Origin of the sequence: Streptomyces sp. NPDC096013 (assembly GCF_044763565.1) — a bacterium.
Taxonomy (GTDB): Bacteria; Actinomycetota; Actinomycetes; order Streptomycetales; family Streptomycetaceae; genus Streptomyces.
In genome coordinates this window covers 29,298-54,459 of record NZ_JBIWGK010000008.1, presented here as the reverse complement: position 1 = coordinate 54,459, position 25,162 = coordinate 29,298, and the positions used below count along the sequence as shown (strand labels likewise).

Sequence of the window (25,162 nt, the reverse complement as noted above, 5' to 3'; positions counted from 1 at the left end):
GTCACTCCCTGTCTGTTCGGGGCAATTCCTGTTCCTGAGCGGGGTGTTGAGGGAGCGTCGGCCGGGTCTCCTGTTCCCCTTCGGGGGGAGACGCGAGCCGTACCTCCGTCCCGGCTCCCCGCAGCGCCTCGCCGACCGACCCCTCGCGCCGCCCGTCGGCGACGGTCACCTGGCCGACCCCGCCGAGCAACGCCTCCCGGGCGGCGACGAGTTTGAGCGCCATGCCGCCCCGGGCGAACTCCCCCGGTGCGCCCGTCCGGTGGACCGCGCAGGCGGGCAGCACGCTGTCGGCGTCGTCCGGGTCGGCGAGCACGCCTGGTGCGCCGGTGAGCAACACCAGCCGGTCCGCTTCGAGTTCGGCCGCGAGGGCCGCCGCGATGCGGTCGGCGTCGGCGTTGACCGGCTCGCCGTGCTCGTCGGAGGCGGGCGGTGACACGACGGGGACGTACCCGTGAGAGAGCAGGGTCGCGATCAACTCCCCGCGTACCGCCTCGATCCGGCCGCTGTGGTCGTCGCGGACGACGACGGTGCGGCCGTCGACCACCGCCTTCTGGCCCTTCTTGCGGCGGGTCAGTACGAGTCCGCCGTCGAGGCCGGTGAGGCCCACGGCGGGGATGCCCCGGCCCAGCAGCTCGCTCACGAGCTTCGGCTTCACCGAGCCGGCCAGCGCCAGCGTCACCACCTCGAGGGTGGCCTCGTCGGTGTGCCGGGCCGAGACCCCGTCGGGCGAGACCAGGCGCCGTTGCGGTACGTCGAGTTCATCGGCCAGCCGGTCGATCTCGGCGGATCCGCCGTGCACCACCACGAGACGGTGGCCCTCCTTCACCAGACCGGCGACGTCCGCGCAGATGGCGGCGGCGTTCACATCGCTGTTGCCGCCGCATTTGACGACGACCAACTGGGGCTCGCCCATGGTCGGTTCTCCCTTCACGCTCATGCACGGTCCTCACACCGGGTGCAGCCCGGGGAAGGACAGTCCGTACGATTCGGGCCAGTCCATGCGTACGTTGAGGCACTGCACGGCGTTGCCCGCGCCGCCCTTGACGAGGTTGTCGAGGGCGGCGACGACCACCAGGCGACGCGACGCGCCGTCCCAGACATGGCCGATGTCGCAGTAGTTGGAGCCGAGCAGGATCTTGGGCTCGGGATAGCGGTAGGTGCCCCGCTTGTGGGCCACCAGGCGGACGAACGGCTCGTCGGCGTAGGCCTCGCGGTACGCCGCCCGTACGGCCCGCTCCTCGACGCCGTCGGGCACCTCGGTGTGGCAGACGACCTGCACACCCCGTACGGCCTCGACGCCGGTCGCCGTCATCCGGGCGTCGAGGCCGGTGTGCTGGGCGACTTCGGCCTCGTGCCGGTGGGTGGCGGGGGCGAACACCCGCAGGGCACCGCTGCGTTCGGCGTGCAGATTGGAGTCGCCGGCGGAGGCACCCGACCCGCTGGACCCGGTACGGCCGTCCAACAGCACCGGAGAAAGGGCCAGTTGGTGGGCGGCCAGCGGGTGCAGGGCGAGGATCGCGGCGTTGGCCATACAGCCCGGGACACTGATCAACCGGGCGGTGCGCAGCCGGTCGCGATGCAGTTCCGGTATGCCCGGGACGAACCGGTCGAGCAACTCCGGTGCTTCGTGCGGGACTCCGTAGTAGCGCTCGTACACCTCCGTGTCGCGCAGCCGGAAGTCGCCCGAGAGGTCGACCAGCAGTTCCGTCCGGTCCGCCCAGTGCCGTACGAGTTCCATGGTGGAGCGGTGCGGGGTGGCCAGGAAGACCACGTCGCAGTCCTCGGCCCGCTCGGGGGCGGTGAAGGTGAGGTCGGTCGCCGAGCGGAGGTTGGGGTGGACGCTGTCGAGGCGTTTGCCGGGGAAGCGGGACGACACGGCGGCCGTCAGCTCCACCTCGGGGTGGCCGAGGAGCAGCCTCAGCAGTTCGCCGCCGATGTAGCCGGCGGCACCGAACACCGCGACCCTGATCATGACTCCACCTCCCTGTCCAGCACCAGGCGTTCCACGATGAGTTCGGCGACGTCGACGCGGTCCGCGTGTGCTTCCTGGAAGCCCTTGAACTCGACTCCGTGGTTCACTTCGAGGACCTGGAGGCCGCCGTCCGCGTCCTCGACGAGATCGACTCCCGCGAGGTCCGCGCCGGTCTCCCGGGCCGCGGTCGCCGTGAGTTTGGCGAGGTCGTCGGTGAGGGGGCAGGACGTGGTCGTCGCGCCGCGTGCCACATTGGTCCGCCAGCCGTCCGACGTGCGGTACATGGCACCGATCGGGGTGCCGCCGACGACGATCACCCTGATGTCGCGGTCGGGCTTGTCGACGTACCGCTGCAAATAGGCCAGCTTGGCCAGCGGTGACGGCAGCGCGTCGCTGTACTCCAGCACGGTGCGCAGCGCGGCGGCGTCCGGGAGCAGGGCGACCCGCCTGCCCCAGGAACCCACCAGGGGTTTGAGGACGACCGGGTAGCCGATCTCCTCGGCCGCCTCCTCCGCGGCCTCCGCCGTGAGGGCGAGGGCGGCGGGCGGTGTGGGGACCCCGGCGGCGCGCAGCGCGAGCGAGGTGCGCCACTTGTCGCCGCACGTCTCTATGGCCGCGGCCGAGTTGACGACGGTGACGCCGGCGGATTCGTAACTGAGGGCCGCGTAGAGGGCCTTGGTCGCCGAAATCTCCCGGTTGAGCACCAGGTCCCACGGCGGCGGGGTGTCGTGCAGGTGGTGGCGGACGGTGCGGGTGTCGATGACGGTACGGGGGATGCCCCGGCGGTCCAGGACCTCCAGGAGACGCTTCTCCTCGAAGCGCATCCTGGAAGCCAGCAACGCCGTACGGGGCGCTGTGGAGGAGACCACCTCGTTACTCACCCCAGTCCTCTTCGACCTCGGGGGCCAGGGCGAGCAGCAGCGGTGCGGTGGTCACGACCTCCAACTCACTGCGGCACTCAGGGCATTCGATGACCTCGCTGGCGCGGACGGTGTCGCCGACGTTCACCGGGCCGTCGCACTCGGGGCAGGTCTGGGTAACGGTCGTCATGAAGTCGCCTTTCTGGGTTGGGTGTTGGTTGTTCCTGGTTGGTGAGAGATCGTCAGTTCGCTTCGAGGGCGGCGGTCACGGCGGCGGCGGTGCGCGCGGCCGTGATGCCGTAGTGGTCGAGGAGGTGCTCCTGGCCGCCGACGGTGTCCGAGAACTTGTCCGGCATCCCGATCCGCAGCACCCGCACCGGCTGCCGTTCGGCCAGGGCCTCGCAGACGGCGCCGCCGAGACCGCCGCTGCGCCAGTGCTCCTCCACGGTGACGACGAGCGAGGCGCCCGAGGCGGCCGTACAGAGGGACTCGGTGTCGAGCGGGCTCAGGGTGTGCATGTTGAGGACGGCGGCGGAGATGCCCGCCTCGCCCAGCAGGTCGGCGGCTTCGGTGCAGGCGGTCACCGGGTACGGGCCGCAGCCGACGAGGACCACGTCGGTTCCCTCGCGCAGCCGTTGGGCCCTGCCGATGACCATGGGCTGCTCGCTCGGGACGGCTGGGGTGGCCTTGCGGCCGAGCCGTACGTAGAGCGGGCCCGACAGGTCGAGGCTCTGCTCGACCACGGCGGCGGTGGCGTCGGCGTCGGCGGGCACGACCACCGTCATGGAGGGCAGCGTCCGCATGACGGCCAGGTCCTCCAACGCGTGGTGCGTGGGCCCGAGATGGCCGGCGGCCAGGCCGCCGTGCGTCGCCATGATGCGGACGGGCAGCGCGGGATAGGCGATGTCGACCTTCACGGCTTCCAGGGCGCGTGAACTGGCGAAGCCCGCCATGGTGTTGACGAACGGCATGCGTCCGCCGAACGCGAGGCCCGCGGCGATGCCCATCAGGTTGTGTTCCGCTATGCCGAGGTTGAGGTACTGCTCGCCCGCCGCCTCGATGTGGTCGGGGCCGAACAGTCCGGTGTCGGTGTCCAGGCACATCAGCCGGGGATCGGTGCCGAGCAGGGCGATCAGCCGGTCGCGATAGGCCTCACGGGTCACGGCGCGAGCCGTTGCCGCAGGAGCCGCGGTGGTGGTCACCTGGTGTCCTCCTTCCTTGAACGGCCCAGTACGGAACGGGCCTTGGCGTGGTTGCGCTCGGAGAAGGTGACGTAGTGGCACGCGGTGCGTCCCTCCAGGAACGGCAGGCCGCGGCCCTTGACGGTGCGGGCGATCAGGACGCTGGGGCGGCCCGGTTCCCACGGCGTGCTGCCGAGGGCGCGCACCAGCGTCGCGAGGTCATGGCCGTCGGCCTCCTGGACGGCCCAGCCGAAGCCGCGCCAGCGGTCGGCGAGGGGTTCCATGGCGGCGATGGAGTCCGTATCGCCCGTCAGCTGAAGGGAGTTGCGGTCCACGACGGCGACCAGCCGGTCGAGTCCCAGTGAGGCGGCGCCGATGGCCGCCTCCCACACCGAGCCCTCCTGGAGTTCGCCGTCGCCCATGAGGACGAAAGTCCTGCTGTCGTGGCCGTCCAGGCGTGCGCCGAGCGCGAACCCGCAGCCCAGCGCGAGGCCGTGGCCGAGCGATCCGGTGGCCGCCTCGACGCCGGGTACGGCGCGCACCGGGTGGCCCATCAGCCGGCTGCCGGGGCGGCCGTAGGTGGTGAGTTCGTCGACGGGCAGGTAGCCGCGCTCGGCGAGGGTCGCGTACAGGCCGACGGCGGCGTGCCCCTTGCTGAGCACGAAGCGGTCCCGCTCAGGGGCGTCGGGCCGGGCCGGATCGAGGTTCATGACGTCGAAGTAGAGGGCGGTCATGATGTCGGCGGCCGAGTACGCGCCGCCGAGGTGGCCTCCTTCGGGGCCAGCGCACATGTCGGCGACGTGCTCGCGGATGCGGGTGGCGCGCTCGCGCAGTGCGCCGAGCCGGGTGTCTCCGATCGTCTCGATGGTCTCCGTGCCGGTCGTGGTCATGCGCTCACCCCCGCGAACTGCCCCACCACGTCGAGGTGTTGCCAGGTCTTCTCGAAGGCGTCGGCGTAGCGGTCGAGGAGTTCACCGCTGCCGGGGTTGAGGTGCCGCTTCTGAAGAGTGAGGGAGTCGCGGATGACGGCACGGGTGACGGGGTGCTCGTCGTCCGGGGGTACGGTGAACTCCCCTGCCGCGTCACCGTCTTGGGCATCGCGGGCTTCATGCTGGAGTGCCGTCCAGGGATACCCGCGTCCGAAGCCGGTCCGGTCCCGGAAGACGGTCTGGTCCGGCAGCGGCATCAGCTGGTACCGCGACATCGGCACCCCTTCGGCCCGCAGCACCCGCCGCAGCGCGTCCCGGAAGCGCTCCGGGGTGGCGCCGGGCAGACCGGCGGCGGCCGGGTCGAGGCGGAAGCGCAGGATGTGCCAGACATGGGTGGTGCCGGGCGGCGCGGTGGGCACGGTCAGACCCGGCAGCGCGGAGATCCGGTCCAGGAAGCGGGTGATGTTGCCCTGCCGGGACCGCTCGTAGCCGTCGAAGCGGGTCAACTGCGTCCGGGTGAAGGCCGCTTGGAGGGCGTTCATCTTCTGGTTCCAGCCGAGCCGGTGGGAGATGTAGTCGCGGTCCTTGCCGCTCTCGATGTCCTCCCCGAACTGCCGTGCCCGGCGCGCGGACTGCGCGAGGCCGGCGTCACCGGTCACCAGCAGTCCGCCCTCCCCGCAGGTGGGGATGTTCTTGGTGACCTGGAGGCTGAACGCCCCCATGTCCCCCAGCCCGCCGACCGGACGCCCCCGGTACGTGGCGCCGGGCGCCTGCGCGGCGTCCTCGATCACGGCGAGGCCGTGCCGGCGCGCGATCTCGTTGATCCGGTCCATGTCGGCGGGGGCGCCGTGCAGATGGACGGGGATGATCGCGGCGGTCCTCGGTGTGATGTGCCGCTCGATGTCGTCCGGGTCGATGTTGAAGGTCACCGGGTCGATGTCGGCGAAGACCGGCACGGCCAGGTTGTGCAGGGGCGCGAGTCCGGTGGCGATGAAACTCAGCGCGGGGACGATGACTTCGGCGCCCGGTCCGATGCCGAGCGCGGCAAGGGCCAGCGAGAGCGCGGCGGTTCCGTTGGCCACGGCGACACAGTGGCCGTAGCCGAACCGCTCGGCCCACTCGCGCTCCAGCAGGCTGACGGGTGTCTCGCCGTCGGTGTCGGAGACCAGTCGGCCGCCGTCCAGCGCGTCGAGCACGGCCTTGCGGTCGTCGTCCTCGATCACCGGCCACTCGGCCCGGCGTTGTGCCGGTGGTACGGCGGCTGTGCCGCCCAGTACTGCGAGCTTGCTCATGTCGTCCTCTCGGCTCGGCTCGGCGTGGGGTGTCGAAGTGGGTTGCGGGGAGCGGGAGTTCACAGTTCGTCCAGGGCGCGTCGGACGGCTTCGATCGCCTCGGTGTGGCGCCAGCGCAGGACTCCCGCGTGCCGGCGCAGGTCGTCGGCCGCGGCGGCCGGGTCGTCGAGTCCGTGGGCGGCGGTGATCCGCAGCGGGGTCCACGCGTGGGCCACGCTCTCCACGGCCCGCCCGGCTCCGGCCAGCGCCGGTGACCGCCACGCGGCCCCCCGGTCGCGCAACAGCTCGCCGTGCAGGGCGGCTTGGGCCTGCATGCCCCAGCCGAAGGGGTACAGCTCCTGGAGCGCGCGCACCTCGCCGGCCCGTGCCCGGAGGGTCAACTCGCCGAGAAAGCCGTCGAGTCCGGCCAGTCCGCCGAGCCCGGCGACCATGCCGGGGTCGTCGAACCGCTCCAGGTTGCCCCGCAGCCAGCCCGCGAACTGCTCGGGACCGGGGTCGGTGCCGGCGCCTCCGAGGGAGCCGACCGAGACGGACAGACAGCGGCGGCTGATCTCCGAGTCGCTGAAGAACGCGTCCTGGTGGTCCTGCGGGTTCGCCGATCCCCAGCTGTTCAGGAAGTCGTCGAGCGGGATCGGCCCCTGGAACGCGGGCGGCATCGCGTCCGAGACATGGACGAGACCGCGCCGCTCGTCGAGGCCGTAGACGACCAGCAGATGTGCTGCGTGGACGTCGCCGAAGGCGGGCCGGAAGGGGAGGTAGAAGTTGTCCACGGCGGCGATGACCAGCCGCCCTTCCGTCATCGCCTCGCGTATCTCGCGCAGCGGGTCGTCCGGGTCCGCCGGGCACCACCACGAGGAGCTCACGTCGTGGTGGGGGAAGAGGCTGCGGCCGAGGTCGCCCTCGTAGCGGCACGGGTAGTAGAACTCCTCCGACCGTACGTCGTCAGGGACGTAGAGGAACTCCCAGCCCGCGCCGAGCGCGAACAGCGGGTTCACACCGGCCCGGTCCAGCACGGACGCGAAGGTGGACTGGAGGCAGCTGATCGGGTCCCGGTACCAGAGGAGGGGTGCCTCGACCGGTACGGAGTCGGTCGTCGAGGTCGTCGTGGGCGTCGTGGGCGTAGCGAAGTCACTGGTCATGGCCGGCCTCCGGGATCGCGGTCTGCTGGAGGGTGGCGGCGAAGACATGGACGGCGGCATGGCGCGGCAGGCGGAACCCGCTCAGATCCGCGCGGCGGGTGACGGGGACGCGCTGCGACCACAGCATGGCCGAAACGCCCCGCTGGACATGGTGCGGATAGTGCATCACCGGCGTCGCGAACGCGGTCGTCTCACCGAACCAGGCGGGCGCGGCCCAGAAGTCCGAGACGCGCAGCCACTCGGGATCGACGCTGCCGTCCGCGAAGTGCATCTCCACCACGTCCTCGGCCCGCCGTTCGGACGCGGTCAGCAGATGCAGCCAGTCGAACCGCCCCGCCTCGACCGCGATGAACTGCCCGTCGCAGCGCACGTTGTCGTCTCCCACCCCCACCCGCGGAAATCGGAACGGGACACCGCCGACGCTGACCGGAGCCCCCGATTCCGGCAGATGTTCCGCCGGGAAGGAGTTGCCCCAGACATTGAACGCACCCCGCGAGGTGTGCGCGGCTGCTGAAATACCGACATTGTTGGAGTACGGCGCCAGATCCACGGCGCGATAGGCCGAGGCAACCGAGGTATCGATCACGATCACTCCCCTGTTCGTAGGGACTCATTCGCTCGTAGGGACTCATTCCTCGTGGCGACTACTGCGATCTCGTCTCCCCGGAGTCAAACACCCGCAGGGCCGGTCGACCTCCCCCAGCCGATTACATCGCCGTGCCAATTTCGAGGACGCCGACAGCGGTTCGGCTAATAATTCGCGGAAGGGCAGCAGCTCACGCCGTAATCAGAATGATGACCCGGGCGCACCCTTCAACCGCACACGGACTCGGTGCTACGGTCCGACTGCGAAAGGAGGATCAATGAGCAAAGGAGGATCAATGAGCGACGGTGGATCAATGAAGAATTCAACCCGGGCGAACGATTCGGTCCCGACCGAGAATCCGCGCATTATCGCGATGTGGAGCGCGCCCCGATCCCGTTCCACCGCGTTCCTGCGCATGATGATGGAGCGCGAGGATCTCACCACGCTGCACGAGCCCTTCTCCCATCTGAAGGACTTCGGTTCGACGGAGGTGGCGGGCCGCACGATCGACACCGAGGCGGGGCTGATCGAGGCCATCCGCGCACTGGCCGGGACCACCCCGGTCTTCTTCAAGGACACGACGGACTTCCGCTTCCCGGGGGTGCTGGCGGACCAGCGCTTCCTGACGGAGGCCCGGCACACGTTCATCATCCGGAGGCCGGACGAGGTCATCGCCTCGCACTACGCGCTCGACCCCGACGTCACGGCCGAAGGGATCGGCTTCGGGCGGCTGCACGAACTCTTCGAGGCGGTCGGTACGGCGACCGGCGAGGTCCCCGTCGTGGTGGATTCCGACGACCTGCTCGACCACCCCTCCGACACGGTCAGGGAGTACTGCGCCCGGGTCGGGCTCCCCTTCGTCCCCGACACCCTGAACTGGGGGACCCGGACGCGCGAGGAGTGGCAGAAGGCCCCGCAGTGGCACCAGGACGCGCGCCGGAGCGGCGGCTTCACACGCGCGCCCCGGGAGTACGAGTTCACCGTGGACAACCACCCGGCACTGGCCGACTTCCACCGTCGGCAGCTGCCGTACTACGAGGAGCTGCGCCGGCACCGGCTGTCACCGCGGGGCTGACCCAGCGGTTGACACTCATGCATGAGTCATGCATCGTCGATGGTATGGACGCTTCACTGGACGGCCGCACCGGGAACCTGCTGGGGGCGTTGGTCACCGCGCTGGGCGACGCTCAGCGGGCGGCGAGCGAGAGCGCGTCAGGGCAGAGCGGGGCGACGCCTGCCGCCCTCACGTATCTGCTCCAGGAGCCCGGCGCGGGCGTCGACCAGATCTCCGGGCCGCTCGGTCTGACCCAGTCCGCGGCGACCCGCCTGGTGGACCGGCTCGAACGCGACGGCAAGGCGCGGCGGGAACCGGTTGCCAACGGCCGCAAGGTGGCCATCTTCCTCACCGAGGAGGGAACACGTGAGGCGAAGCGGCTACTGGAGCTGCGCGGCGGCCTGATGAACGAAGCGATGTCCGTGCTCCGGCCGCGCGAGAGAACGGTGCTGACCGGCCTCCTGGAACGGATGCTGGCCCATCTGACGACCGACGCCGACCACGGACAACGCATCTGCCGCATGTGCGCCCTGGATGAGTGCCCCAAGCAGACGTGCCCGGTCGACACGGCGGTCGTCATCCGGACGAAAGGACCGTCATGAACGGCGTCTTGAACGGCAGGTTCCGGCTCCGGCCGGCGCGCGAGGACGCGGCGCACAGCAGGTTACGACTCACCGCCGTGGTCGGGCTGTTGCTCGTCACGGCCGTCTGGGGCGCCACGTTCCTGGTCGTCAAGGACGCCACCGTGGGCATGCCCGTCTTCGACTTCCTGACCTGGCGGTTCGCGCTCGCCGCGGTGGTGATGGCGGCGATCCGCCCGTCCGTCCTACGGCGTATCGACCGGGGCACCCTGGCGCGCGGCGCGGGGGCCGGGTTCCTGCTGGGGATGTCGTACATCCTCCAGACCCTCGGCCTTCAGCACACGTCGGCGGCCGTCAGCGGCTTCCTGACCGGCCTGTTCGTGGTGATCACCCCGCTGCTGGCCTGGGCGTTGTTCCGCCAGCACCTGTCCCTGACGGCCTGGGCCGCCGCCCTCACGGCGACCGCGGGGCTGGCGCTGATCACGCTCAGCGGGGTCTCGTTCGGCTCCGGGGAGGCGCTCACCCTGCTGTGCGCGCTCTTCTTCGCGCTGCATCTGCTGGCGCTGGGCCGCTGGTCCCCTGGCCGGGACGCCTACGCCCTCACCGTGGTTCAGCTGACGACGGCGTCGCTGATGTGCCTGATCGGCGCGGCCCCTCACGGCGTACGTCCGCCCCACAGCGGCAGCACCTGGATGGCGGTCCTCGTCACGGCGGTGCTGGCCTCGGCGTTCGCGTACATGGTGCAGACATGGGCCCAGAAGCATGTGACGGCGACGCAGGCCGCGGTGGTCCTGACCATGGAGCCGGTCTTCGCGGGCCTGTTCGCCGTGGTCGTCGGCGGCGAACGCCTCACGGTCTCCACGCTGGTGGGCGGGGCGTTGGTGGTGGCGGCGATGTTCTTGATCGAGGTGCCGTCGGCGGAGCCGGAGAAGTCGGCGGAATCCGCGGAGTTGACGGGGTCGGCGGAATCCGAGAGGGCCGAAGGGTCCGTACGGTCCGACGAACCGAGTCCTCAGAGCAAGCCGGCGCTGTGGGCGAAGGAGACGAGCTGAGCGCGGTCCCGCACGTTGAGCTTGTGCCGCAGCCGGTAGATGTGGGTACGGACGGTCGCCGAACCGATGACGAGTTTCGCGGCGATCTCCTCTATCGGCAGCCCCTCCCCCACGAGCACGAGGATCTCCCGCTCACGCGGCGTCAGTGACTCGACCTGGGGATCGGGGGCGCGGTCCGGCCCGAACTCCCGGCTCCTGAACCAGCGGACGAGCCTTCCGGTCACATGGGGCGCGAGCATCACCTCGCCCCGGGCCGCCGCCCTGACCGCGGTGAGCAGCATTTCCCGCCCGGTCTCCTTCTCAAGGAGGGTGATCGCCCCGGCCCGTAACAGCTTCTCTATCACCCGGTCCGTCATGTCACTGGCGAAGACCACGACACCGGGCCGCCCGTCTCGCTCCTGCGCGTTCTCCCGGATCACCCGGCGGACGAAATCGACGCCGTCCATGCCTTCGGGACTGAGGTCGGTTATCAGCACGTCGGGCTTTAATTTCCGGGTCATGACGAGACATTCGACGGCATTTCCGGTCGCGGAGACTCTCGTGACGTCCGGCGCCTCGGAAAGGAGCGACTTGAGGCCGTCCCGCACGACAGGAACCGAGTCGCACACGAGCACTGTCATTGCCATTGATCCGCGTCTCCCGACTCTCCCACAACATTCCGAAACCGACTACCGGCACAATTTGTTACCGAGCATAAAATCCAAAGTTACACGGTCGCAACCAAGTGCATGTAAAGGCATACCGCCCGCGAAGTGAACCATCCGGAAAATCGTGGACGGATTCCGTGATCGTCGATCATGTCGGTGCCCGCCACAGACAACAGCAACAGTCAACAGCAACGAACATCGGACGATTCTCTGCTTCCCCATCACCAAGCGGACACGCCCTCCGGAACCGGCACCACTGAATTTCGGCCACCGCGAGATCGGAAATATCGGAAATACGGCTGCCGGACGCGCAGCTCCTGGGCCCATCCGATCTCCGGCCGATCTCCGGGATCACCCCGCCGGTGAAGGCTCCGGCGGCGAAGGCGCGTCGGGGTGGGCGGCACGCAACCCTCTCGCAACCTTGTGTGTGCTGTGCTGGGGCACCTGCACCACCCCCACCGGCTCCCTGGGACGGCTGACATGGACGACACCACCCCGCGCGTCGAACTCACCCCCGCCGCGGCCGACCTGCTGCGCCAACTCCACTCGGTGCACGGCCCGTTGATGTTCCACCAATCCGGCGGCTGCTGCGACGGCAGCGCGCCCATGTGCTACCCGGAGGGCGAGTTCCGCACCGGCGGCTCGGACGTGCTGCTCGCCGAGCTGGAGGTCGACGGCGTGGCGGAGCCGGTGAGCTTCTGGATCTCGCGCAGCCAGTACGAGGTGTGGAGCCACACACGGCTGATCGTGGACGTCGTAGCAGGGCGCGGCAGCGGTTTCTCGCTGGAGGCACCCGAGGGGGTGCGTTTTCTCACCCGTTCCCGTGTAGTCGGCGCCTAGCAGCCCCACCGGTCACCGCGATCTGCTGCACTTCCCCTGAGACCAGAGAGAGTTGACGAGACCTCAGGGGACTCTGTGACGCACCGTCAAACACGTTTAAGAGCAGGCAGATTTGTAACCACCTACCTCACGGCATTCGGCGCGCTGGCCGGCGCCGCCCTGGTCGGGGCGGCACCGGCCGACGCCGCGCCGAGGGCCACGCGGCTCGCGCCGGGTGTCACCTACGAGCAGTTCGACATCGCGGCGGCCAAGGGTGTGACCCACGCCCATGTGGTCGTCGTGGACCTGCGCAACGCCCATGTGCGCGTCAACCTGCTGTACCCGGGAGCGGTCGCGGCCCGGAAGCCCGTCTCGCAGCTGGCCGGCGCGGCGGGCGCGGTCGCGGGTGTCAACGGTGACTTCTTCAACATCACCGAGACCCAGCACCCGGGCGTCGAGGCCACCGGCGCCACGGACGGACCGGCGATCGCGAGCGGTGTCGCGCTCAAGGGGGCGGTGCCGGACGGCCAGCGCTTCGGGCCCGCGCTGCCGCCCGGCACGAACACCCGGGACGTGCTCGGTGTGGGCGTCGACCGGGTGGCCCGGCTGGACAGCCTCGCCCTGAGCGGGACGGTCCGTACCCCGCACAGCCGGCTGACACTCGGCGGATTCAACCAGTACGCGCTGGCGGAGAACTCCATCGCTGCGTTCACCACACAGTGGGGCAGTGTCTCCCGGGTGCGCGCCACATGTGGCTCGGACTCGGACCGGGCCGCCGCCTGTAGTGCGGACACCTATGAGGTGACGGTTCGCGGCGGCCGGGTCGTATCGGCCTCCAACACTCCCGGCAGCGGTGCCATCGCGGCGGGCACCACCGTCCTCGTCGGCCGTGAGGCGGGCGCGCAGCGGCTTCGCAAGCTGTCCAAGGGCGAGTGGGTCGAGGTGCGGCACCGGCTCGTGGCATCGAGGTCCGGGGTCCCGTACCGCTTCGCCATCGGCGGCTACCCGGTGCTGCGGCACGGTCAGCCGCTGGCCGGTCTCGACGACAGGACCTCGGCCGTACGCACCGCCGTGGGCATCGCCGACGGCGGCCACCGTCTGCTGCTGTTCGCGACGGACGGCGCGGTCGCCTACCGCACTGGCCTCACGATCGCCGAAGTAGCCGCCCAGATGCGGAAGTTGGGCTCGGTGGACGCCTTCAGCCTGGACGGCGGCGGCTCGACGACCCTGGTCGCCCGCGCGTCCGGCGCGAGCGCCGTCACGGTCCGCAACCATCCCAGCGGGGGCGCCGAACGTCCCGTACCGAACGGCGTCGGGGTCTTCTCGACCAAATGACCGACCGGCCGACTGACCGACCGACTGATCGACCGGCTGATCAGCCGACCGGCCAACCGGCCGATCTCACGGACGCAGGCCGCTCACCAGGTCCGCGGTGGCCGTCAGGCCAGTGTGGATCGTGGGCGCCATGCTGGTGCTCGCCATGAAGAACCCGAGCAGTGCGCAGATCAGCGCGTGGGAGGGCTTCAGCCCGCCGCTGCGCATGAAGATCACCGCAAGGATCAGGAGCAGCAGCACCACAGAGATGGAAATGGCCATCGTCACCCTCCTCCGCCACGCCGCCATGTCTGTTTCACGGCGTTCGGCCGCAAGTGTGGCGTAGCGGAGGGTTCATCCGGGCTGCTGACGTGTCCCCCGAACGTGTGGTGACCGTCCGTGTGGCGTCACGCCGTGCGACGCGCGTCCAGGAACGCTTCCAGGCCGGCCAGGTCGTCGGTGTTGAGGAAGTCCACACCGGCAGTGAACAGTTCGTCCCACAGCGCGTCACGGGCGGGGCCCGCCGCGTCCGGGGTGTTCCAGAACCGTACGGTCTGCCCGTGCGCGTGCGCCTGCCGGACGATGGAGCGCAGCTTCTGCCGCTCGGCGTCGGGGAAGGTGCCGGTGCCCAGCCAGGTGAAGTTGGTCTGCCAGTTGTCGCTGATGAGCGAGATGAAGGAGGCGGGCGCCGAGCTGCCGAGGTCGGCGAGCCGGCCGTCGTAGAAGGCGCGGCGCACGGTCTGCGCCTCCATCGGGATGCGGGCGGCGCGGTCGCCGGAGATGACGTTGGTGACGGCTCCGGGGTGGACGCGTCCGTGGACGTAGGTCGTGAACAGGTGCTTGTAGCGCTGGAGATGGCGGTCGAGTTCGAGGTACGTCGAGGAGCCCTCGGTCTTGATGTCGATCAGGAGTTGCAGCGGCTTGTGCCAACCCCGGTACACCGAGCCGTGGTTGGCCTTCACGAGGGCGGAGAGCGGTTCGAGGTACAGGGATTCGAGGGTGCGGCTGGGGTCGAGTTCGGTCGCGTCGTGGCCGATGAGGAGCTGGTCGCCGACGAGGAAGATGTCGGCCTCGACGCTGCCGAAGCGGTGGTCGAGGGCGTCGAAGAGCGGGCGGGGGTGCTCGTAGTCGTTGTGGGCGTGGGCGCGCCACAACGGCCGCGGACGGTGGCCTTGTTCGCCGGCGAACGCGCTGCCCGCGGGCGGGGCGAGGACGGCCGCGAGGGTGGCGCCGAGCCCGGTGAGCGCTCTGCGACGGGTGATGAGGGCCATGGTGTTCCTCCGTGTGGGGGCGGGCTAGAACCACAGGGAGTATGAGGCTGTGCGCACGGCAACGAACCTGTACATGCCAGGAGTTGGCCGGACTGCCCTCGCGTGTTCACTCCTTCGGCAGGGGCGCACGGAAAAGCCCGCCCCAGGTGGGACGGGCTTCACCGAAGGGACGGCCGGCGGTCAGGGGGCGCGCAGATCGACCAGTTCCGCCAGTGCCTCGCGGTGGGCGCCCGCGGTGCCGTAGGCGATCGAGTCGGCCTTGGCCCGCTTCAGGTAGAGGTGGGCCGGGTGCTCCCATGTCATGCCGATGCCGCCGTGCAACTGGACGGCCTCCTCGGCCGCGTGGACGGCGACGGACGCCGCGTAGGCCTGCGCGACGGCGACCGCCACATCGGTGTCGTCACCGGTCGCGAGGGCGTCGGCGGCATTGCGCGCGGCGGCCCGCAGGCTGACGACCTCCAGCCACAGCTGCGCGAGCCGGTGCTTGAGCGCCTGGAACCCGCCGACGGGCCGGTTGAACTGCTTGCGCTCCTTGAGGTACCGCACCGTCTCCGTCAACGTCCAGTCGGCGAGGCCCAGTTGCTCGGACGCGAGCAGCCCGGCCCCGGCCCGCAGGGCACGCCGTACGGCGGGTTCGGCGTCCCCGATGCGACGCCCGGCGGCCCCGTCGAACACGACGCGCGCCAGCGGCCGGGTCAGGTCGAGGGACACCTGCGGTACGACGGTCACGGCACCCGCGTCGACGGCGTACAGCCCGCCGTCCGCACCCGGCACCAGCAGCACATCGGCGGCGGCAGCGTCCGCGATGCCGGTCAACTCCCCGTGCAGGGAGCCGTTTTCGAGCCGTACGGTCTTGTGGGCCGCGCCCGGTGCGAGGCTCAGGGAAACGGCGAGGGCGCCGATCTTCCGGCCGGAGGCGAGCTCGGCGAGGAGGTCGTCCGCGTCGGACGCGAGGAGCGCCTCGGTGGCGACGACCGCACTGGTGAGGTACGGGACGGGGGCGACCGCGCGGCCCAACTCCTCCAGGACGACGGCGACTTCACGGTGGGTGGCGCCCTGGCCGCCCCGCTCCTCGGGCACCAGGAGACCGGCGAGGCCCATGCCGTCGGCGAGGGACTTCCACAGGGACAGGTCGTGCGGGGCGTCCGACTCGGTGCGGGCGATCACGCTCGCCGCGTCGCAGTGGTCGGTGAGCAGATCCCGGACGGCGGCGCGGAGCGCCTCTTCCTCCTCCGAGTACAGCAGATCCGTCATCGGGCGAGGTCCTTCCAGGCGACGTCCTTGTCGGTGCGCGGCTCGGCCGGGAGGCCCAGGACGCGCTCGGCGACGATGTTCAGCAGGACCTCGCTGGTCCCGCCCTCGATGCTGTTGCCCTTGGAGCGAAGGTAGCGGTAGCCGGCGTCGCGGCCGGTGAAGTCGACCAGTTCCGGGCGGCGCATGGTCCAGTCGTCGTACAACAGGCCCTCTTCGCCCCGGAGTTCGACCTCCAGGCCGCTGATCTCCTGGTTGAGACGGGCGAAGGAGAGCTTCATGCCGGAGCCCTCGTGGCCGGGCTGGCCCGCTACGAGCTGCTGGCGCAGCCGCTCGCCGGAGAGGCGGGCGACCTCGGCCTCGACCCAGAGCTTCAGGAGGCGCTGGTGGAGGTCGTGGGTGCGCAACTCAGGGCGCTCGCGCCAGGTCTGGCTGATCGGGCCGATCATGCCGCCCTCGCGCGGGATGCGCATGCCGCCGATCGAGACGCGCTCGTTCATCAGCGTGGTCTGCGCGACCCGCCAGCCGTCGCCGACCGCGCCGAGGCGATGGGCGTCGGGGATACGGACGTCGGTGAGGAAGACCTCGTTGAACTCGGCCTCGCCGGTGATCTGGCGCAGCGGCCTGACCTCGACGCCCGGGTCGGTCATGTCGCAGATGAAGTAGGTGATGCCCGCGTGCTTGGGCACGTCCGGGTCGGTGCGTGCGATGAGGATGGCCCAGCGGGCGAGGTGGGCGCTGGACGTCCACACCTTCTGCCCGTTGACGATCCAGTCTCCCCCGCTCTCGCCTTCGCCCGACCGGGAGGAGCCCGCGTCCTCACGCACCGCGCGTGTGCCGAGCGCGGCCAGGTCGGAGCCGGCGCCCGGCTCGCTGAAGAGCTGGCACCAGACCTCGTCACCGACCCAAAGAGGCCTGAGGAAGCGGCTCTTCTGCTCGTCGGTGCCGAAGCGGAGGATCGTCGGCGCGGCCATGCCGAGGCCGATGCCGATCCGGCGCGGGTCGTTGTCGGGGGCCCCGGCCGCCGCCAACTCGGCGTCCACGACGGCCTGGAGAGCGCGCGGGGCACCGAGTCCGCCGAGTCCTTCGGGGTAGTGCACCCAGGCCAGTCCCGCGTCGAAGCGGGCCTTGAGGAAGTCCTGCTTCTCGGTCTCCAGCGGCGGGTGCGCGGCCAGCAACTCCTGGGTGCGGCGGCGCAGTTCGGCCGAGGCCGCGCCCGTGGTCTCTTCGCTCATGCGGCGGCTCCGTTCTCCGGCGAGGCGGCCTGCGCCGCGTCCAGCGAGGGCACGACGACGACCCGGCCGGTCGTGACGCCGTCGGCGAGCCGCTGCACGGCTGCGGCGCCACCGCTCAGCGGCACGCGCTCGCTCACCAGGGGCTTGACGACACCGCGGGCGGCGAGTTCGGTGAGCTGCTCGTGGCAGTCGAGGATCAGCTTCGGGTTCTTGGTGGCGTACAGGCCCCAATGCAGGCCCAGGATCGAGTAGTTCTTCACGAGGGCGTGGTTGAGGGCGGGGCTGGGGATCGTGCCGCTCGCGAAGCCCACGACGATGATCCGGCCCTCGAAGGCGACGACCTTCGTGGACTGCGTGTAGGCGTCGCCGCCGACCGGGTCGTAGATCACGTCGGCACCGCGTCCGCCGGTGGCCTCCTTGACGGCCGCGACGACATCCTGCGTCCGCCGGTCGATCACGACGTCGCAGCCCAACTCCCGTGCCACGGCGGCCTTGTCGGCGCCGCCGACGACCCCGATGACGGTGGCGCCGGCCGCCTTGCCGAGCTGGACGGCAGCGCTCCCCACACCGCCGGCCGCGGCGTGCACGAGGAGGGTCTCGCCGGCCTCGAGACGGGCGCGGCGGTGGAGGGCGAACCAGCCTGTCTGGTAACCGACATGGAGCGCGGCGACCTCGGCGTCGTCCAGCGACTCGGGGGCGGGCAGCAGGCCCGCGGCGTCCGCGACGGCGTACTCCGCCAGGCCGCCGTACGGCAGCACCGGGTTGGCGATCACGCGGCGGCCGTCCTCGGTCTCGGCGCAGATCTCCACGCCGGGGGTGAACGGCAGGGGTGGCCTGACCTGGTACTGGCCTCGGCACATCAGGACGTCCGGGAAGTTGATGTTCGCCGCGCGTACCTTCAGCAGGACCTGGCCCTCGCCCGGCGTGGGTCGTTCCACCTCCGTCAGGCGCATCGCCTCACTCGGCTCGCCGTTCTCGTGCACTTGCCATGCCTGCATGCGGAGCCTCCACGGGACTGCTCTGTCTGACCGGGGTCGGGTGCATACTAAGCGGTCGCTTGCCGATCAGGGAACAGTCGGGTGCGTCACCCTCCGGCGGGTGCGGGTGGCTCCTCGGCCATCCGCCCGGTGCGCGCCGGTCGCGCCCACGCGGCGCAGCCGCGCCTCGATACGGCCCCGCGCCCCCGAAAGGGCGCTCTCACTTGCCCTGCTTGGGGCGTGCGCGGACGTGCATCCGCTCCCCCTGCGGGCCGAACAGGCTCAGGAATTCCACCGGCCCCTCGCCCGTCGAGCCGAACCAGTGGGGCACCCGGGTGTCGAATTCGGCGGCCTCCCCGGGCCCCAGCACCACGTCGTGCTCGCCCAGCAACAGACGCAGGCGTCCGGACATCACGTACAGCCACTCGTAGCCCTCGTGGGTGCGCAGGTCGGGCTCGTCCTTCCGCTGGGGTTCGAGGACCTTGTACGCCTGGAGGCCGCCGGGCTGGCGGGTCAGGGGCCAGTGGGTACGGCCGCCTCGGACGATCGGTTCGGCGCGTACGCGGGGGTCGCGGACCGCCGGGGCCCCGACCAGTTCGTCCAGGGGGACCTGGTGGGCGCGCGCGATCGGGAGCAGCAGTTCCAGGCTGGGCTTGCGCAGCCCGGACTCCAGGCGGGAGAGCGTGCTGACCGAGATGCCGGTCGTCTCCGACAGGCCGGCAAGGGTCTCGCCCTTCTCCTTGCGGATGCGGCGCAGCCGGGGGCCGACCTCCGCGAGTACGTCGTCCGTGTCGTCGTTCATGCTCGATATTGCAGTTTCGGCAAACGTGTTTGTCAATACGGCAGGGGAGGCGCGACCTTCGGGGGCGGAGGTGGTCACCATGACCGAGACACACACCGGGACCTACGAAGTGGTCGTCATCGGCGGCGGCGCGGCCGGGCTCTCCGCCGCCCTGGTGCTGGGCCGGTCCCGGCGCCGCACCCTGGTCGTCGACGCGGGCGAGCCGCGCAACACGCCCGCCGCGCACATGCAGGGCTATCTGACCCGGGACGGCATGTCCCCGGCCGAGTTCCTGGCCCTGGGCCGCGAGGAGATCGCGCGCTACGGCGTCGACCTGGTCCGCGACCGCGCGGTGGACGTCACGAAGGGCGACGGCTTCGCCGTGGCGCTGGCCGGCGGGGAGACCGTGCACGCGCGCCGGATCGTCGTCGCCACCGGGCTGAAGGACGAGCTGCCGGACGTCCCCGGGGTCGCCGAGCGCTTCGGGCGGGACGTGATCCACTGCCCGTACTGCCACGGCTGGGAGGTCCGTGACCAGGCGTTCGGGGTGCTCGCGACGACTCCGTTGAGCGTGCACCAGGCACTGATGGTCTCGCAGTGGTCGAAGGACGTGACCCTGTTCCTGCACACGGTCGCCGAGTCCGAGCTGAGCGACGACGACCTGCGCAGGCTGGCCGCCGCCGGGGTCGCCGTGGTGCCCGGCGAGGTCGCGGAGCTGGTCGTCGAGGACGACCGGCTCACCGGTGTCCGCCTCGCCGCCGGCACTCACTCCGGTGGAGGCGCCACACACCCGCGCGAGGCCGTGTTCGTGGCGCCCCGCGCGGTCCCGCAGACCGGCCTGCTGGAGAAGCTGGGCGCCGAGCTCCAGGAGACCCCGTTCGGCGCGTACCCGGTGGTCGACCCGACGGGCCTGACGACCGTGCCCGGCGTGTGGGCGGTCGGCAACGCGATGGGCTTCGGGGAGCAGGTCGTGAACGCGGCCTCCGCCGGGTACCGGGCGGGCGCCACGATCAACGGCGACCTGCTGATGGCCGACCTCGACGCGACCGTACGCGCCTAGAGCGGACCCCCATCCGTACGGGCATCGCCGCCGTCCGGGTGTAGACCGGCCGCGCCCGTTGCAGGATGGCTGCATGCTGCTGACCCGGCTCGCGCAGGTGTCCCAGGAGGTCGCCGCCACCTCGGCGCGGTCCCGGAAGATCGCTCTGCTCGCGGAGCTCTTCCGGGACGCGGAGGCCGACGACGTCCCGATCGTCATCCCGTATCTGGCGGGCCGGCTCCCGCAGGGGCGGCTCGGCATCGGCTGGAAGGTGCTGAGTCAGTCGGTCGAACCGGCCGCCGAACCCACCCTCACCGTGCGCGAGGTGGACGCCCGGCTCACCGCCCTCGGTGCGGTGTCGGGCGCCGGTTCGCAGGCCGAACGCGCCCGCCTGGTCGGCGAGTTGATGGGCGCGGCCACCGCCGACGAGCAGCGTTTCCTCTTCGGGCTCATCACCGGCGAGGTCCGGCAGGGCGCGCTCGACGCGGTCGCCGTGGAGGGCCTGGCCCAGGCAACCGACGTGCCGGCAGCCGATGTTCGGCGGGCCGTGATGCTGGCCGGTTCGCTCCAGACGGTGGCCGAGGCCCTGCTCGCCGCCGGCCCCGCGTCCCTCGACCGCTTCCGGCTGACCGTGGGCCGCCCGGTCCTGCCGATGCTCGCGCACAGCGCCACATCCGTCGCGGAGGCGGTCGAGAAGCTGGGCGACTGCGCGGTCGAGGAGAAGCTCGACGGCATCCGCGTCCAGGTCCACCGCGACGGCGATGCCGTACGGCTCTACACCCGCACCCTCGACGACATCACCGACCGGCTGCCCGAACTGACCGCCGCCGCGCTCGAGTTGCGAGGCGAGCGGTTCATCCTGGACGGCGAGGTGATCTCCTTCGACGCGGACGGGCGGCCCCGCTCCTTCCAGGAGACGGCGGGCCGGGTCGGCTCCCGGGTGGACGTGGCCACGGCCGCCGAGACGGTGCCGGTCTCCCCCGTGTTCTTCGACGCGCTGTCCGTCGACGGCCGCGACCTGCTCGACCTCCCGTTCGCCGAACGGCACGCGGAACTGGCCCGGTTGGTGCCCGAGCCGATGCGGGTCCGCCGGACGCTCGTGTCCGGCCCGGAGGACATCCCCGCGGCGGAGGCCTTCTTGGCCGAGACCTTGAAGCGCGGCCATGAGGGGGTCGTGGTGAAAGGGCTCGACGCCCCCTACAACGCGGGCCGCAGGGGCGCCTCGTGGCTGAAGGTGAAGCCCGTCCACACCCTCGACCTGGTCGTCCTGGCCGCCGAGTGGGGCCATGGCCGCCGTACCGGCAAACTCTCCAACCTCCATCTGGGCGCCCGGAGTTCGGACGGTTCCTTCGCGATGCTGGGCAAGACCTTCAAGGGCATGACGGACGCCCTGCTGACCTGGCAGACCGAGCGCCTCCAGGAGCTGGCCGTTCGGAGCGACGGTCATGTGGTGACCGTACGGCCCGAACTCGTCGTGGAGATCGCCTACGACGGACTCCAGAGGTCGAGCCGTTATCCGGCCGGTGTGACGCTGCGTTTCGCGCGGGTCGTGCGGTATCGGGAGGACAAGCGGGCGGAGGAGGCGGACTCGGTGGAGACGTTGTTGGCGGCGCATCCGGAGGTGACGCCGTGAGCGGGGACACGAGGGGGAAGCGGAGCGCCGGGCTGTTGTTGTTCCGGCACACCGATCGGGGGCTGGAGGTGTTGCTCGGCCATATGGGCGGCCCGTTCTTCGCGCGCCGGGACGCGGGGGCGTGGAGTGTGCCCAAGGGCGAGTACGAGCCGGACGAGCCCGCCTGGGACGCGGCCCGGCGCGAGTTCCAGGAGGAGCTGGGGATCGCGCCGCCCGACGGCGAGGCGATCGAGCTGGGCGAGGTGCGGCAGGCCAACGGGAAGGTCGTCACCGCGTGGGCGATCGAGGCGGATCTGGACCCCGCGGCCATGGTGCCGGGCACCTTCCGGATGGAGTGGCCGCCGAAGTCGGGGCAGATCCAGGAGTTCCCCGAGCTGGACCGGGTGGAGTGGCTGAGCCTCGACCGGGCGCGCGAGGTCGTCGTCACAGCACAGGCCACGTTTCTCGACCGGCTGGCGGAGCACTCGGGCTGAAGGGCCGCGCACGCGTTGCGGTCCCCCGCGCCGCGCGGGAAGGTCGAAGCACAGCCCGCTCCAGGAGGTCAGCCATGCCCATCGCGACGGTCAACCCGGCCAACGGCGAGACACTCAAGACGTACGAGGCCATGGGTGCCGAGGAGATCGAGCGCCGGCTCCAGCTCGCCGAGGCCACGTTCCGCACCTACCGGACGTCCGCGTTCGCCGAGCGTGCCCGGCTCATGCACCGGGCCGCCGACCTGCTCGACGAGGACCAGCAGGACATCGGCCGGATCATGACCACCGAGATGGGCAAGCCGGTCAAGCAGGCCCGCGCGGAGGCCGCCAAGTGCGCGAAGTCGATGCGCTGGTACGCCGACCACGCGGCGGAACTGCTCGCCGACGAGCAACCCTCGGCCGCCGACGTCAAGGACTCGGGCGGTGCACGGGCGCTGGTCCGCTACCGGCCGCTGGGTCCCGTCCTCGCCGTCATGCCGTGGAACTTCCCGCTGTGGCAGGTGATCCGCTTCGCCGCGCCCGCGCTGATGGCGGGCAACGTCGGTCTGCTCAAGCACGCGTCGAACGTCCCGCAGACCGCCCTCTATCTGGAGGACCTCTTCCACCGCGCGGGCTTCCCCGAGGGCGCGTTCCAGACCCTGCTGGTCGGCTCCGGCGCGATCGAGGAGATCCTGCGCGACGAGCGGGTCAAGGCGGCCACCCTCACCGGCAGTGAGCCCGCGGGGCGTGCGGTCGCGTCCGTCGCCGGGGACATGGTGAAGAAGACGGTGCTGGAGCTGGGCGGCAGCGACCCGTACGTCGTGATGCCGTCCGCCGACATCGAGCGGGCCGCACAGGTCGCAGTGACCGCGCGCGTGCAGAACAACGGGCAGTCGTGCATCGCCGCCAAGCGGTTCATCGTGCACACGGACGTCTTCGACGCGTTCGCCGAACGGTTCGTGGCCGGCATGAAGGCGCTCACGGTCGGTGATCCGCTGGAGGAGGAGACCGAGGTCGGCCCGGTCGCGAGCGAGGCGGGCCGCGGCGATCTGGAGGAACTCGTCGACGACGCGGTGGAGAGCGGGGCGACCGTGCTGTGCGGCGGTGAGCGGCCGGACGGCCCCGGCTGGTTCTACCCGCCGACCGTCCTCACCGACATCACCCGCGAGATGCGCATCCACCGCGAGGAGACGTTCGGACCCGTCGCCACGCTGTACCGGGTCGCCGACCTCGACGAGGCCGTCCTCCTCGCCAACGACACGCCGTTCGGGCTGAGTTCCAACGTGTGGACGCGGGACGAGGCGGAGGTCGAGCGGTTCGTACGGGACCTGGAGGCCGGTGGGGTCTTCTTCAACGGGATGACCGCCTCGCATCCGGCGTTCCCGTTCGGCGGGGTGAAGCGGTCCGGGTACGGGCGAGAACTGTCGGGGCACGGAATCCGCGAGTTCTGCAACATCACCACGGTATGGCACGGAGCGTGAGCGTTCCGCGGCTACGATCCCCTCTGTGAACCGCGAAGTGACTCTGCCTCTGATCGTCGACGACCGCGGGACCTTGCAGGTGGCTGCCGCCGATGTCAGCAAGCTTTTGCGAACCGTGGGTGGGCGGTGGCTGCACCTTGTCGAGGCCGGGGAGGAGGGGCTCGATGAGGACACGGTGGCCGCGTTGACGATCGAGCTGGCGAAGTTGGCGGATCGGATCGACGTCGCGTGCATCGCGCACAGCAGCGGGGGCGCTTCGTAGTTTCGCGAGTGCGGGCTCGTCGTGGCTTGTCGCGCAGTTCCCCGCGCCCCTGGGGGGTTGCTCCCGGCGTGTGCCGGAAAGCCGGACGGTGCCGGTCGCGACGCGGGATACGACGGGGTTTCTGGTCATCGCGTGCTGATCCGACCTTTACACGGGGTCCCTGAATTGGAGTAGTCCACCGCGAGATCGTCGTCCTCAGGGGTGATCGTGGGTGCACCACCCTCTGAGGTGAACCACCTTCTGACCGGCGGGCGAAAGCCTTCCGGAAGGCGAAAGCAGGGACGGTTCATGGCGACTTTGTGCAAACCCTCGGTGTCGGTTCCCGAGCACGTGATCACGATGGAGGAGACGCTGGAGCTGGCGCGCTCCCGTCACGCGGACCACCCCAACCTGCCGCTGGCCCTGCGGCTGATCGAGAACACCGGTGTGCGCACGCGGCACATCGTGCAGCCCATCGAGGAGACCCTGAAGCACCCCGGGTTCGAGGACCGCAACAAGATCTACACGGCCGAGGCGAAGGCCCGTGTCCCCTCGGTCGTACAGCGCGCGCTCGACGAGGCGGAGCTGCTCACCACCGACATCGACGTGATCATCTACGTCTCGTGCACGGGCTTCATGATGCCCTCGCTCACGGCCTGGCTGATCAACGAGATGGCGTTCGACTCCACCACCCGCCAGATCCCCATCGCCCAGCTGGGCTGCGCGGCCGGCGGCGCGGCCATCAACCGGGCGCACGACTTCTGCACGGCCTACCCCGAGGCCAACGCCCTCATCGTCGCCTGCGAGTTCTGCTCGCTGTGCTACCAGCCGACCGACCTCGGCATCGGCTCCCTGCTCTCCAACGGCCTGTTCGGCGACGGCATCGCCGCCGCGGTCGTCCGCGGGCGCGGCGGGACGGGCATCCAGCTGGAGCGCAACGGGTCGTACCTGATCCCCAAGACCGAAGAGTGGATCATGTACGACGTCCGGGCCACCGGGTTCCACTTCCTGCTGGACAAGCGGGTCCCGGCCACCATGGAGCCCCTCGCACCGGCGCTCCAGGACCTCGCGGGACTGCACGGCTGGGACGCGGCCGACCTGGACTTCTACATAGTCCACGCGGGCGGGCCCCGAATACTCGACGACCTGAGCAAGTTCCTCCAGGTCGACCCGCACGCGTTCCGGTTCAGCCGGGCCACCCTCACCGAGTACGGCAACATCGCCAGCGCCGTCGTGCTGGACGCGCTGCGCCGGCTCTTCGACGAGGGCGGCGCCGAACACCGGGCACGCGGGCTCCTCGCCGGGTTCGGACCCGGTATCACCGCCGAGATGGCCCTGGGCCGCTGGCACAGCGACGACCGAGAGACGGCTTGAG

At 70.7% G+C, this 25,162-nt stretch carries 27 protein-coding genes; 11 read left to right on the top strand and 16 right to left on the bottom strand.

All coding sequences use genetic code 11. The features are described from left to right. Nucleotide 1: 1 nt before the first annotated feature. Genes ACIRB1_RS26140 through ACIRB1_RS26100 form a run of 9 tightly spaced genes read right to left on the bottom strand, consistent with a single transcriptional unit; the run spans nt 2 to nt 7,959 of the window. Nucleotides 2–937, bottom strand: a complete 936-nt coding sequence (locus tag ACIRB1_RS26140) for a [LysW]-aminoadipate kinase (RefSeq protein WP_352179394.1) — start codon at nt 935–937, stop codon at nt 2–4. Between the two features lie 9 nt (nt 938–946). Beyond that, entirely contained in the window at nt 947–1,972 is a 1,026-nt protein-coding gene (gene argC, locus ACIRB1_RS26135; RefSeq protein ID WP_352179395.1) for an N-acetyl-gamma-glutamyl-phosphate reductase, read from the bottom strand. Beyond that, nucleotides 1,969–2,853 carry a lysine biosynthesis protein LysX gene (gene lysX, locus ACIRB1_RS26130; RefSeq protein WP_352179396.1) on the bottom strand — a complete coding sequence of 295 codons (885 nt, stop codon included), beginning with the start codon at nt 2,851–2,853 and terminating at the stop codon, nt 1,969–1,971. Before lysX ends, argC begins: the two co-directional genes overlap by 4 nt. After that, a complete protein-coding gene (locus tag ACIRB1_RS26125; RefSeq protein ID WP_352179397.1) occupies nt 2,846–3,022 on the bottom strand; it encodes a lysine biosynthesis protein LysW in 177 nt (58 codons plus the stop codon). The genes lysX and ACIRB1_RS26125 overlap by 8 nt, the downstream gene beginning before the upstream one ends. A 52-nt stretch (nt 3,023–3,074) precedes the next feature. Then, complete coding sequence (locus tag ACIRB1_RS26120; protein ID WP_352179398.1) at nt 3,075–4,034, bottom strand: transketolase C-terminal domain-containing protein; 960 nt, start codon at nt 4,032–4,034, stop codon at nt 3,075–3,077. Further along, nucleotides 4,031–4,903 carry a transketolase gene (locus tag ACIRB1_RS26115; protein WP_352179399.1) on the bottom strand — a complete coding sequence of 291 codons (873 nt, stop codon included), beginning with the start codon at nt 4,901–4,903 and terminating at the stop codon, nt 4,031–4,033. Before ACIRB1_RS26115 ends, ACIRB1_RS26120 begins: the two co-directional genes overlap by 4 nt. After that, complete coding sequence (locus tag ACIRB1_RS26110; RefSeq protein ID WP_403467191.1) at nt 4,900–6,234, bottom strand: DegT/DnrJ/EryC1/StrS family aminotransferase; 1,335 nt, start codon at nt 6,232–6,234, stop codon at nt 4,900–4,902. The genes ACIRB1_RS26115 and ACIRB1_RS26110 overlap by 4 nt, the downstream gene beginning before the upstream one ends. A gap of 59 nt (nt 6,235–6,293) precedes the next feature. Continuing rightward, complete coding sequence (locus tag ACIRB1_RS26105; protein WP_352179401.1) at nt 6,294–7,373, bottom strand: BtrH N-terminal domain-containing protein; 1,080 nt, start codon at nt 7,371–7,373, stop codon at nt 6,294–6,296. After that, nucleotides 7,363–7,959 carry a hypothetical protein gene (locus tag ACIRB1_RS26100; RefSeq protein ID WP_352179402.1) on the bottom strand — a complete coding sequence of 199 codons (597 nt, stop codon included), beginning with the start codon at nt 7,957–7,959 and terminating at the stop codon, nt 7,363–7,365. Before ACIRB1_RS26100 ends, ACIRB1_RS26105 begins: the two co-directional genes overlap by 11 nt. 313 nt (nt 7,960–8,272) lie before the next feature. Here ACIRB1_RS26100 and ACIRB1_RS26095 point away from each other — a divergent pair, with 313 nt between their 5' ends. The 3 genes from ACIRB1_RS26095 to ACIRB1_RS26085 are packed head-to-tail and all read left to right on the top strand — an operon-like array spanning nt 8,273 to nt 10,646. Then, entirely contained in the window at nt 8,273–9,034 is a 762-nt protein-coding gene (locus ACIRB1_RS26095; protein ID WP_403467190.1) for a sulfotransferase family protein, read from the top strand. Nucleotides 9,035–9,078: 44 nt separating this feature from the next. Further along, entirely contained in the window at nt 9,079–9,615 is a 537-nt protein-coding gene (locus ACIRB1_RS26090) for a MarR family winged helix-turn-helix transcriptional regulator (protein WP_403467189.1), read from the top strand. Further along, nucleotides 9,612–10,646, top strand: coding sequence for a DMT family transporter (locus tag ACIRB1_RS26085; RefSeq protein ID WP_403467188.1), 1,035 nt, complete (start codon nt 9,612–9,614; stop codon nt 10,644–10,646). Before ACIRB1_RS26090 ends, ACIRB1_RS26085 begins: the two co-directional genes overlap by 4 nt. Here ACIRB1_RS26085 and ACIRB1_RS26080 read toward each other — a convergent pair. After that, nucleotides 10,607–11,272 (bottom strand): LuxR C-terminal-related transcriptional regulator, encoded by a 666-nt coding sequence (locus ACIRB1_RS26080; RefSeq protein WP_403467187.1) that lies wholly within the window; start codon nt 11,270–11,272, stop codon nt 10,607–10,609. The two genes, ACIRB1_RS26085 and ACIRB1_RS26080, sit on opposite strands and share 40 nt — an antisense overlap. Before the next feature lie 501 nt (nt 11,273–11,773). Between ACIRB1_RS26080 and ACIRB1_RS26075 the strand changes: the two genes are divergently transcribed. Both ACIRB1_RS26075 and ACIRB1_RS26070 read left to right on the top strand, forming a co-directional pair. Then, nucleotides 11,774–12,133, top strand: a complete 360-nt coding sequence (locus tag ACIRB1_RS26075) for a DUF779 domain-containing protein (RefSeq protein ID WP_328832918.1) — start codon at nt 11,774–11,776, stop codon at nt 12,131–12,133. A gap of 75 nt (nt 12,134–12,208) precedes the next feature. Continuing rightward, entirely contained in the window at nt 12,209–13,447 is a 1,239-nt protein-coding gene (locus tag ACIRB1_RS26070; protein ID WP_403467186.1) for a phosphodiester glycosidase family protein, read from the top strand. Nucleotides 13,448–13,513: 66 nt separating this feature from the next. Here ACIRB1_RS26070 and ACIRB1_RS26065 read toward each other — a convergent pair whose 3' ends face one another. The 6 genes from ACIRB1_RS26065 to ACIRB1_RS26040 all read right to left on the bottom strand — a co-directional run bounded on the left by ACIRB1_RS26065 (nt 13,514) and on the right by ACIRB1_RS26040 (nt 18,962). Further along, nucleotides 13,514–13,708: a hypothetical protein gene (locus tag ACIRB1_RS26065; RefSeq protein WP_403467185.1), complete on the bottom strand. Its 195-nt coding sequence runs from the start codon at nt 13,706–13,708 to the stop codon at nt 13,514–13,516. 125 nt (nt 13,709–13,833) lie between these two features. Continuing rightward, complete coding sequence (locus tag ACIRB1_RS26060) at nt 13,834–14,697, bottom strand: phosphatidylinositol-specific phospholipase C/glycerophosphodiester phosphodiesterase family protein (RefSeq protein WP_403467184.1); 864 nt, start codon at nt 14,695–14,697, stop codon at nt 13,834–13,836. A 180-nt stretch (nt 14,698–14,877) separates the two neighbouring features. Further along, the gene (locus tag ACIRB1_RS26055) at nt 14,878–15,951 is read right to left on the bottom strand and encodes an acyl-CoA dehydrogenase family protein (protein WP_403467183.1); all 1,074 of its coding nucleotides are present in this window, start codon (nt 15,949–15,951) and stop codon (nt 14,878–14,880) included. Next, on the bottom strand, nt 15,948–17,183 hold the full coding sequence (locus ACIRB1_RS26050; protein WP_403467182.1) for an acyl-CoA dehydrogenase family protein: 1,236 nt from the start codon (nt 17,181–17,183) through the stop codon (nt 15,948–15,950). Before ACIRB1_RS26050 ends, ACIRB1_RS26055 begins: the two co-directional genes overlap by 4 nt. Then, nucleotides 17,180–18,181 carry an NADPH:quinone oxidoreductase family protein gene (locus tag ACIRB1_RS26045; RefSeq protein ID WP_403467181.1) on the bottom strand — a complete coding sequence of 334 codons (1,002 nt, stop codon included), beginning with the start codon at nt 18,179–18,181 and terminating at the stop codon, nt 17,180–17,182. The genes ACIRB1_RS26050 and ACIRB1_RS26045 overlap by 4 nt, the downstream gene beginning before the upstream one ends. 199 nt (nt 18,182–18,380) lie before the next feature. Continuing rightward, nucleotides 18,381–18,962 carry an XRE family transcriptional regulator gene (locus tag ACIRB1_RS26040; protein ID WP_352179413.1) on the bottom strand — a complete coding sequence of 194 codons (582 nt, stop codon included), beginning with the start codon at nt 18,960–18,962 and terminating at the stop codon, nt 18,381–18,383. A gap of 79 nt (nt 18,963–19,041) precedes the next feature. Between ACIRB1_RS26040 and ACIRB1_RS26035 the strand changes: the two genes are divergently transcribed. The 6 genes from ACIRB1_RS26035 (at nt 19,042) to ACIRB1_RS26010 (ending at nt 25,161) form a co-directional block, all read left to right on the top strand. Then, nucleotides 19,042–20,001 carry an NAD(P)/FAD-dependent oxidoreductase gene (locus ACIRB1_RS26035; protein ID WP_403467180.1) on the top strand — a complete coding sequence of 320 codons (960 nt, stop codon included), beginning with the start codon at nt 19,042–19,044 and terminating at the stop codon, nt 19,999–20,001. A 73-nt stretch (nt 20,002–20,074) separates the two neighbouring features. Next, nucleotides 20,075–21,613: an ATP-dependent DNA ligase gene (locus ACIRB1_RS26030; RefSeq protein ID WP_352179415.1), complete on the top strand. Its 1,539-nt coding sequence runs from the start codon at nt 20,075–20,077 to the stop codon at nt 21,611–21,613. Continuing rightward, nucleotides 21,610–22,086, top strand: coding sequence for an NUDIX domain-containing protein (locus ACIRB1_RS26025; RefSeq protein ID WP_403467179.1), 477 nt, complete (start codon nt 21,610–21,612; stop codon nt 22,084–22,086). Before ACIRB1_RS26030 ends, ACIRB1_RS26025 begins: the two co-directional genes overlap by 4 nt. 74 nt (nt 22,087–22,160) lie before the next feature. Next, complete coding sequence (locus ACIRB1_RS26020) at nt 22,161–23,546, top strand: NADP-dependent succinic semialdehyde dehydrogenase (RefSeq protein WP_403467178.1); 1,386 nt, start codon at nt 22,161–22,163, stop codon at nt 23,544–23,546. 25 nt (nt 23,547–23,571) lie between these two features. After that, nucleotides 23,572–23,808, top strand: a complete 237-nt coding sequence (locus ACIRB1_RS26015) for a DUF6213 family protein (protein WP_059198358.1) — start codon at nt 23,572–23,574, stop codon at nt 23,806–23,808. Between the two features lie 288 nt (nt 23,809–24,096). After that, nucleotides 24,097–25,161, top strand: a complete 1,065-nt coding sequence (locus tag ACIRB1_RS26010) for a type III polyketide synthase (RefSeq protein WP_352179418.1) — start codon at nt 24,097–24,099, stop codon at nt 25,159–25,161. Nucleotide 25,162 lies beyond the last annotated feature (1 nt).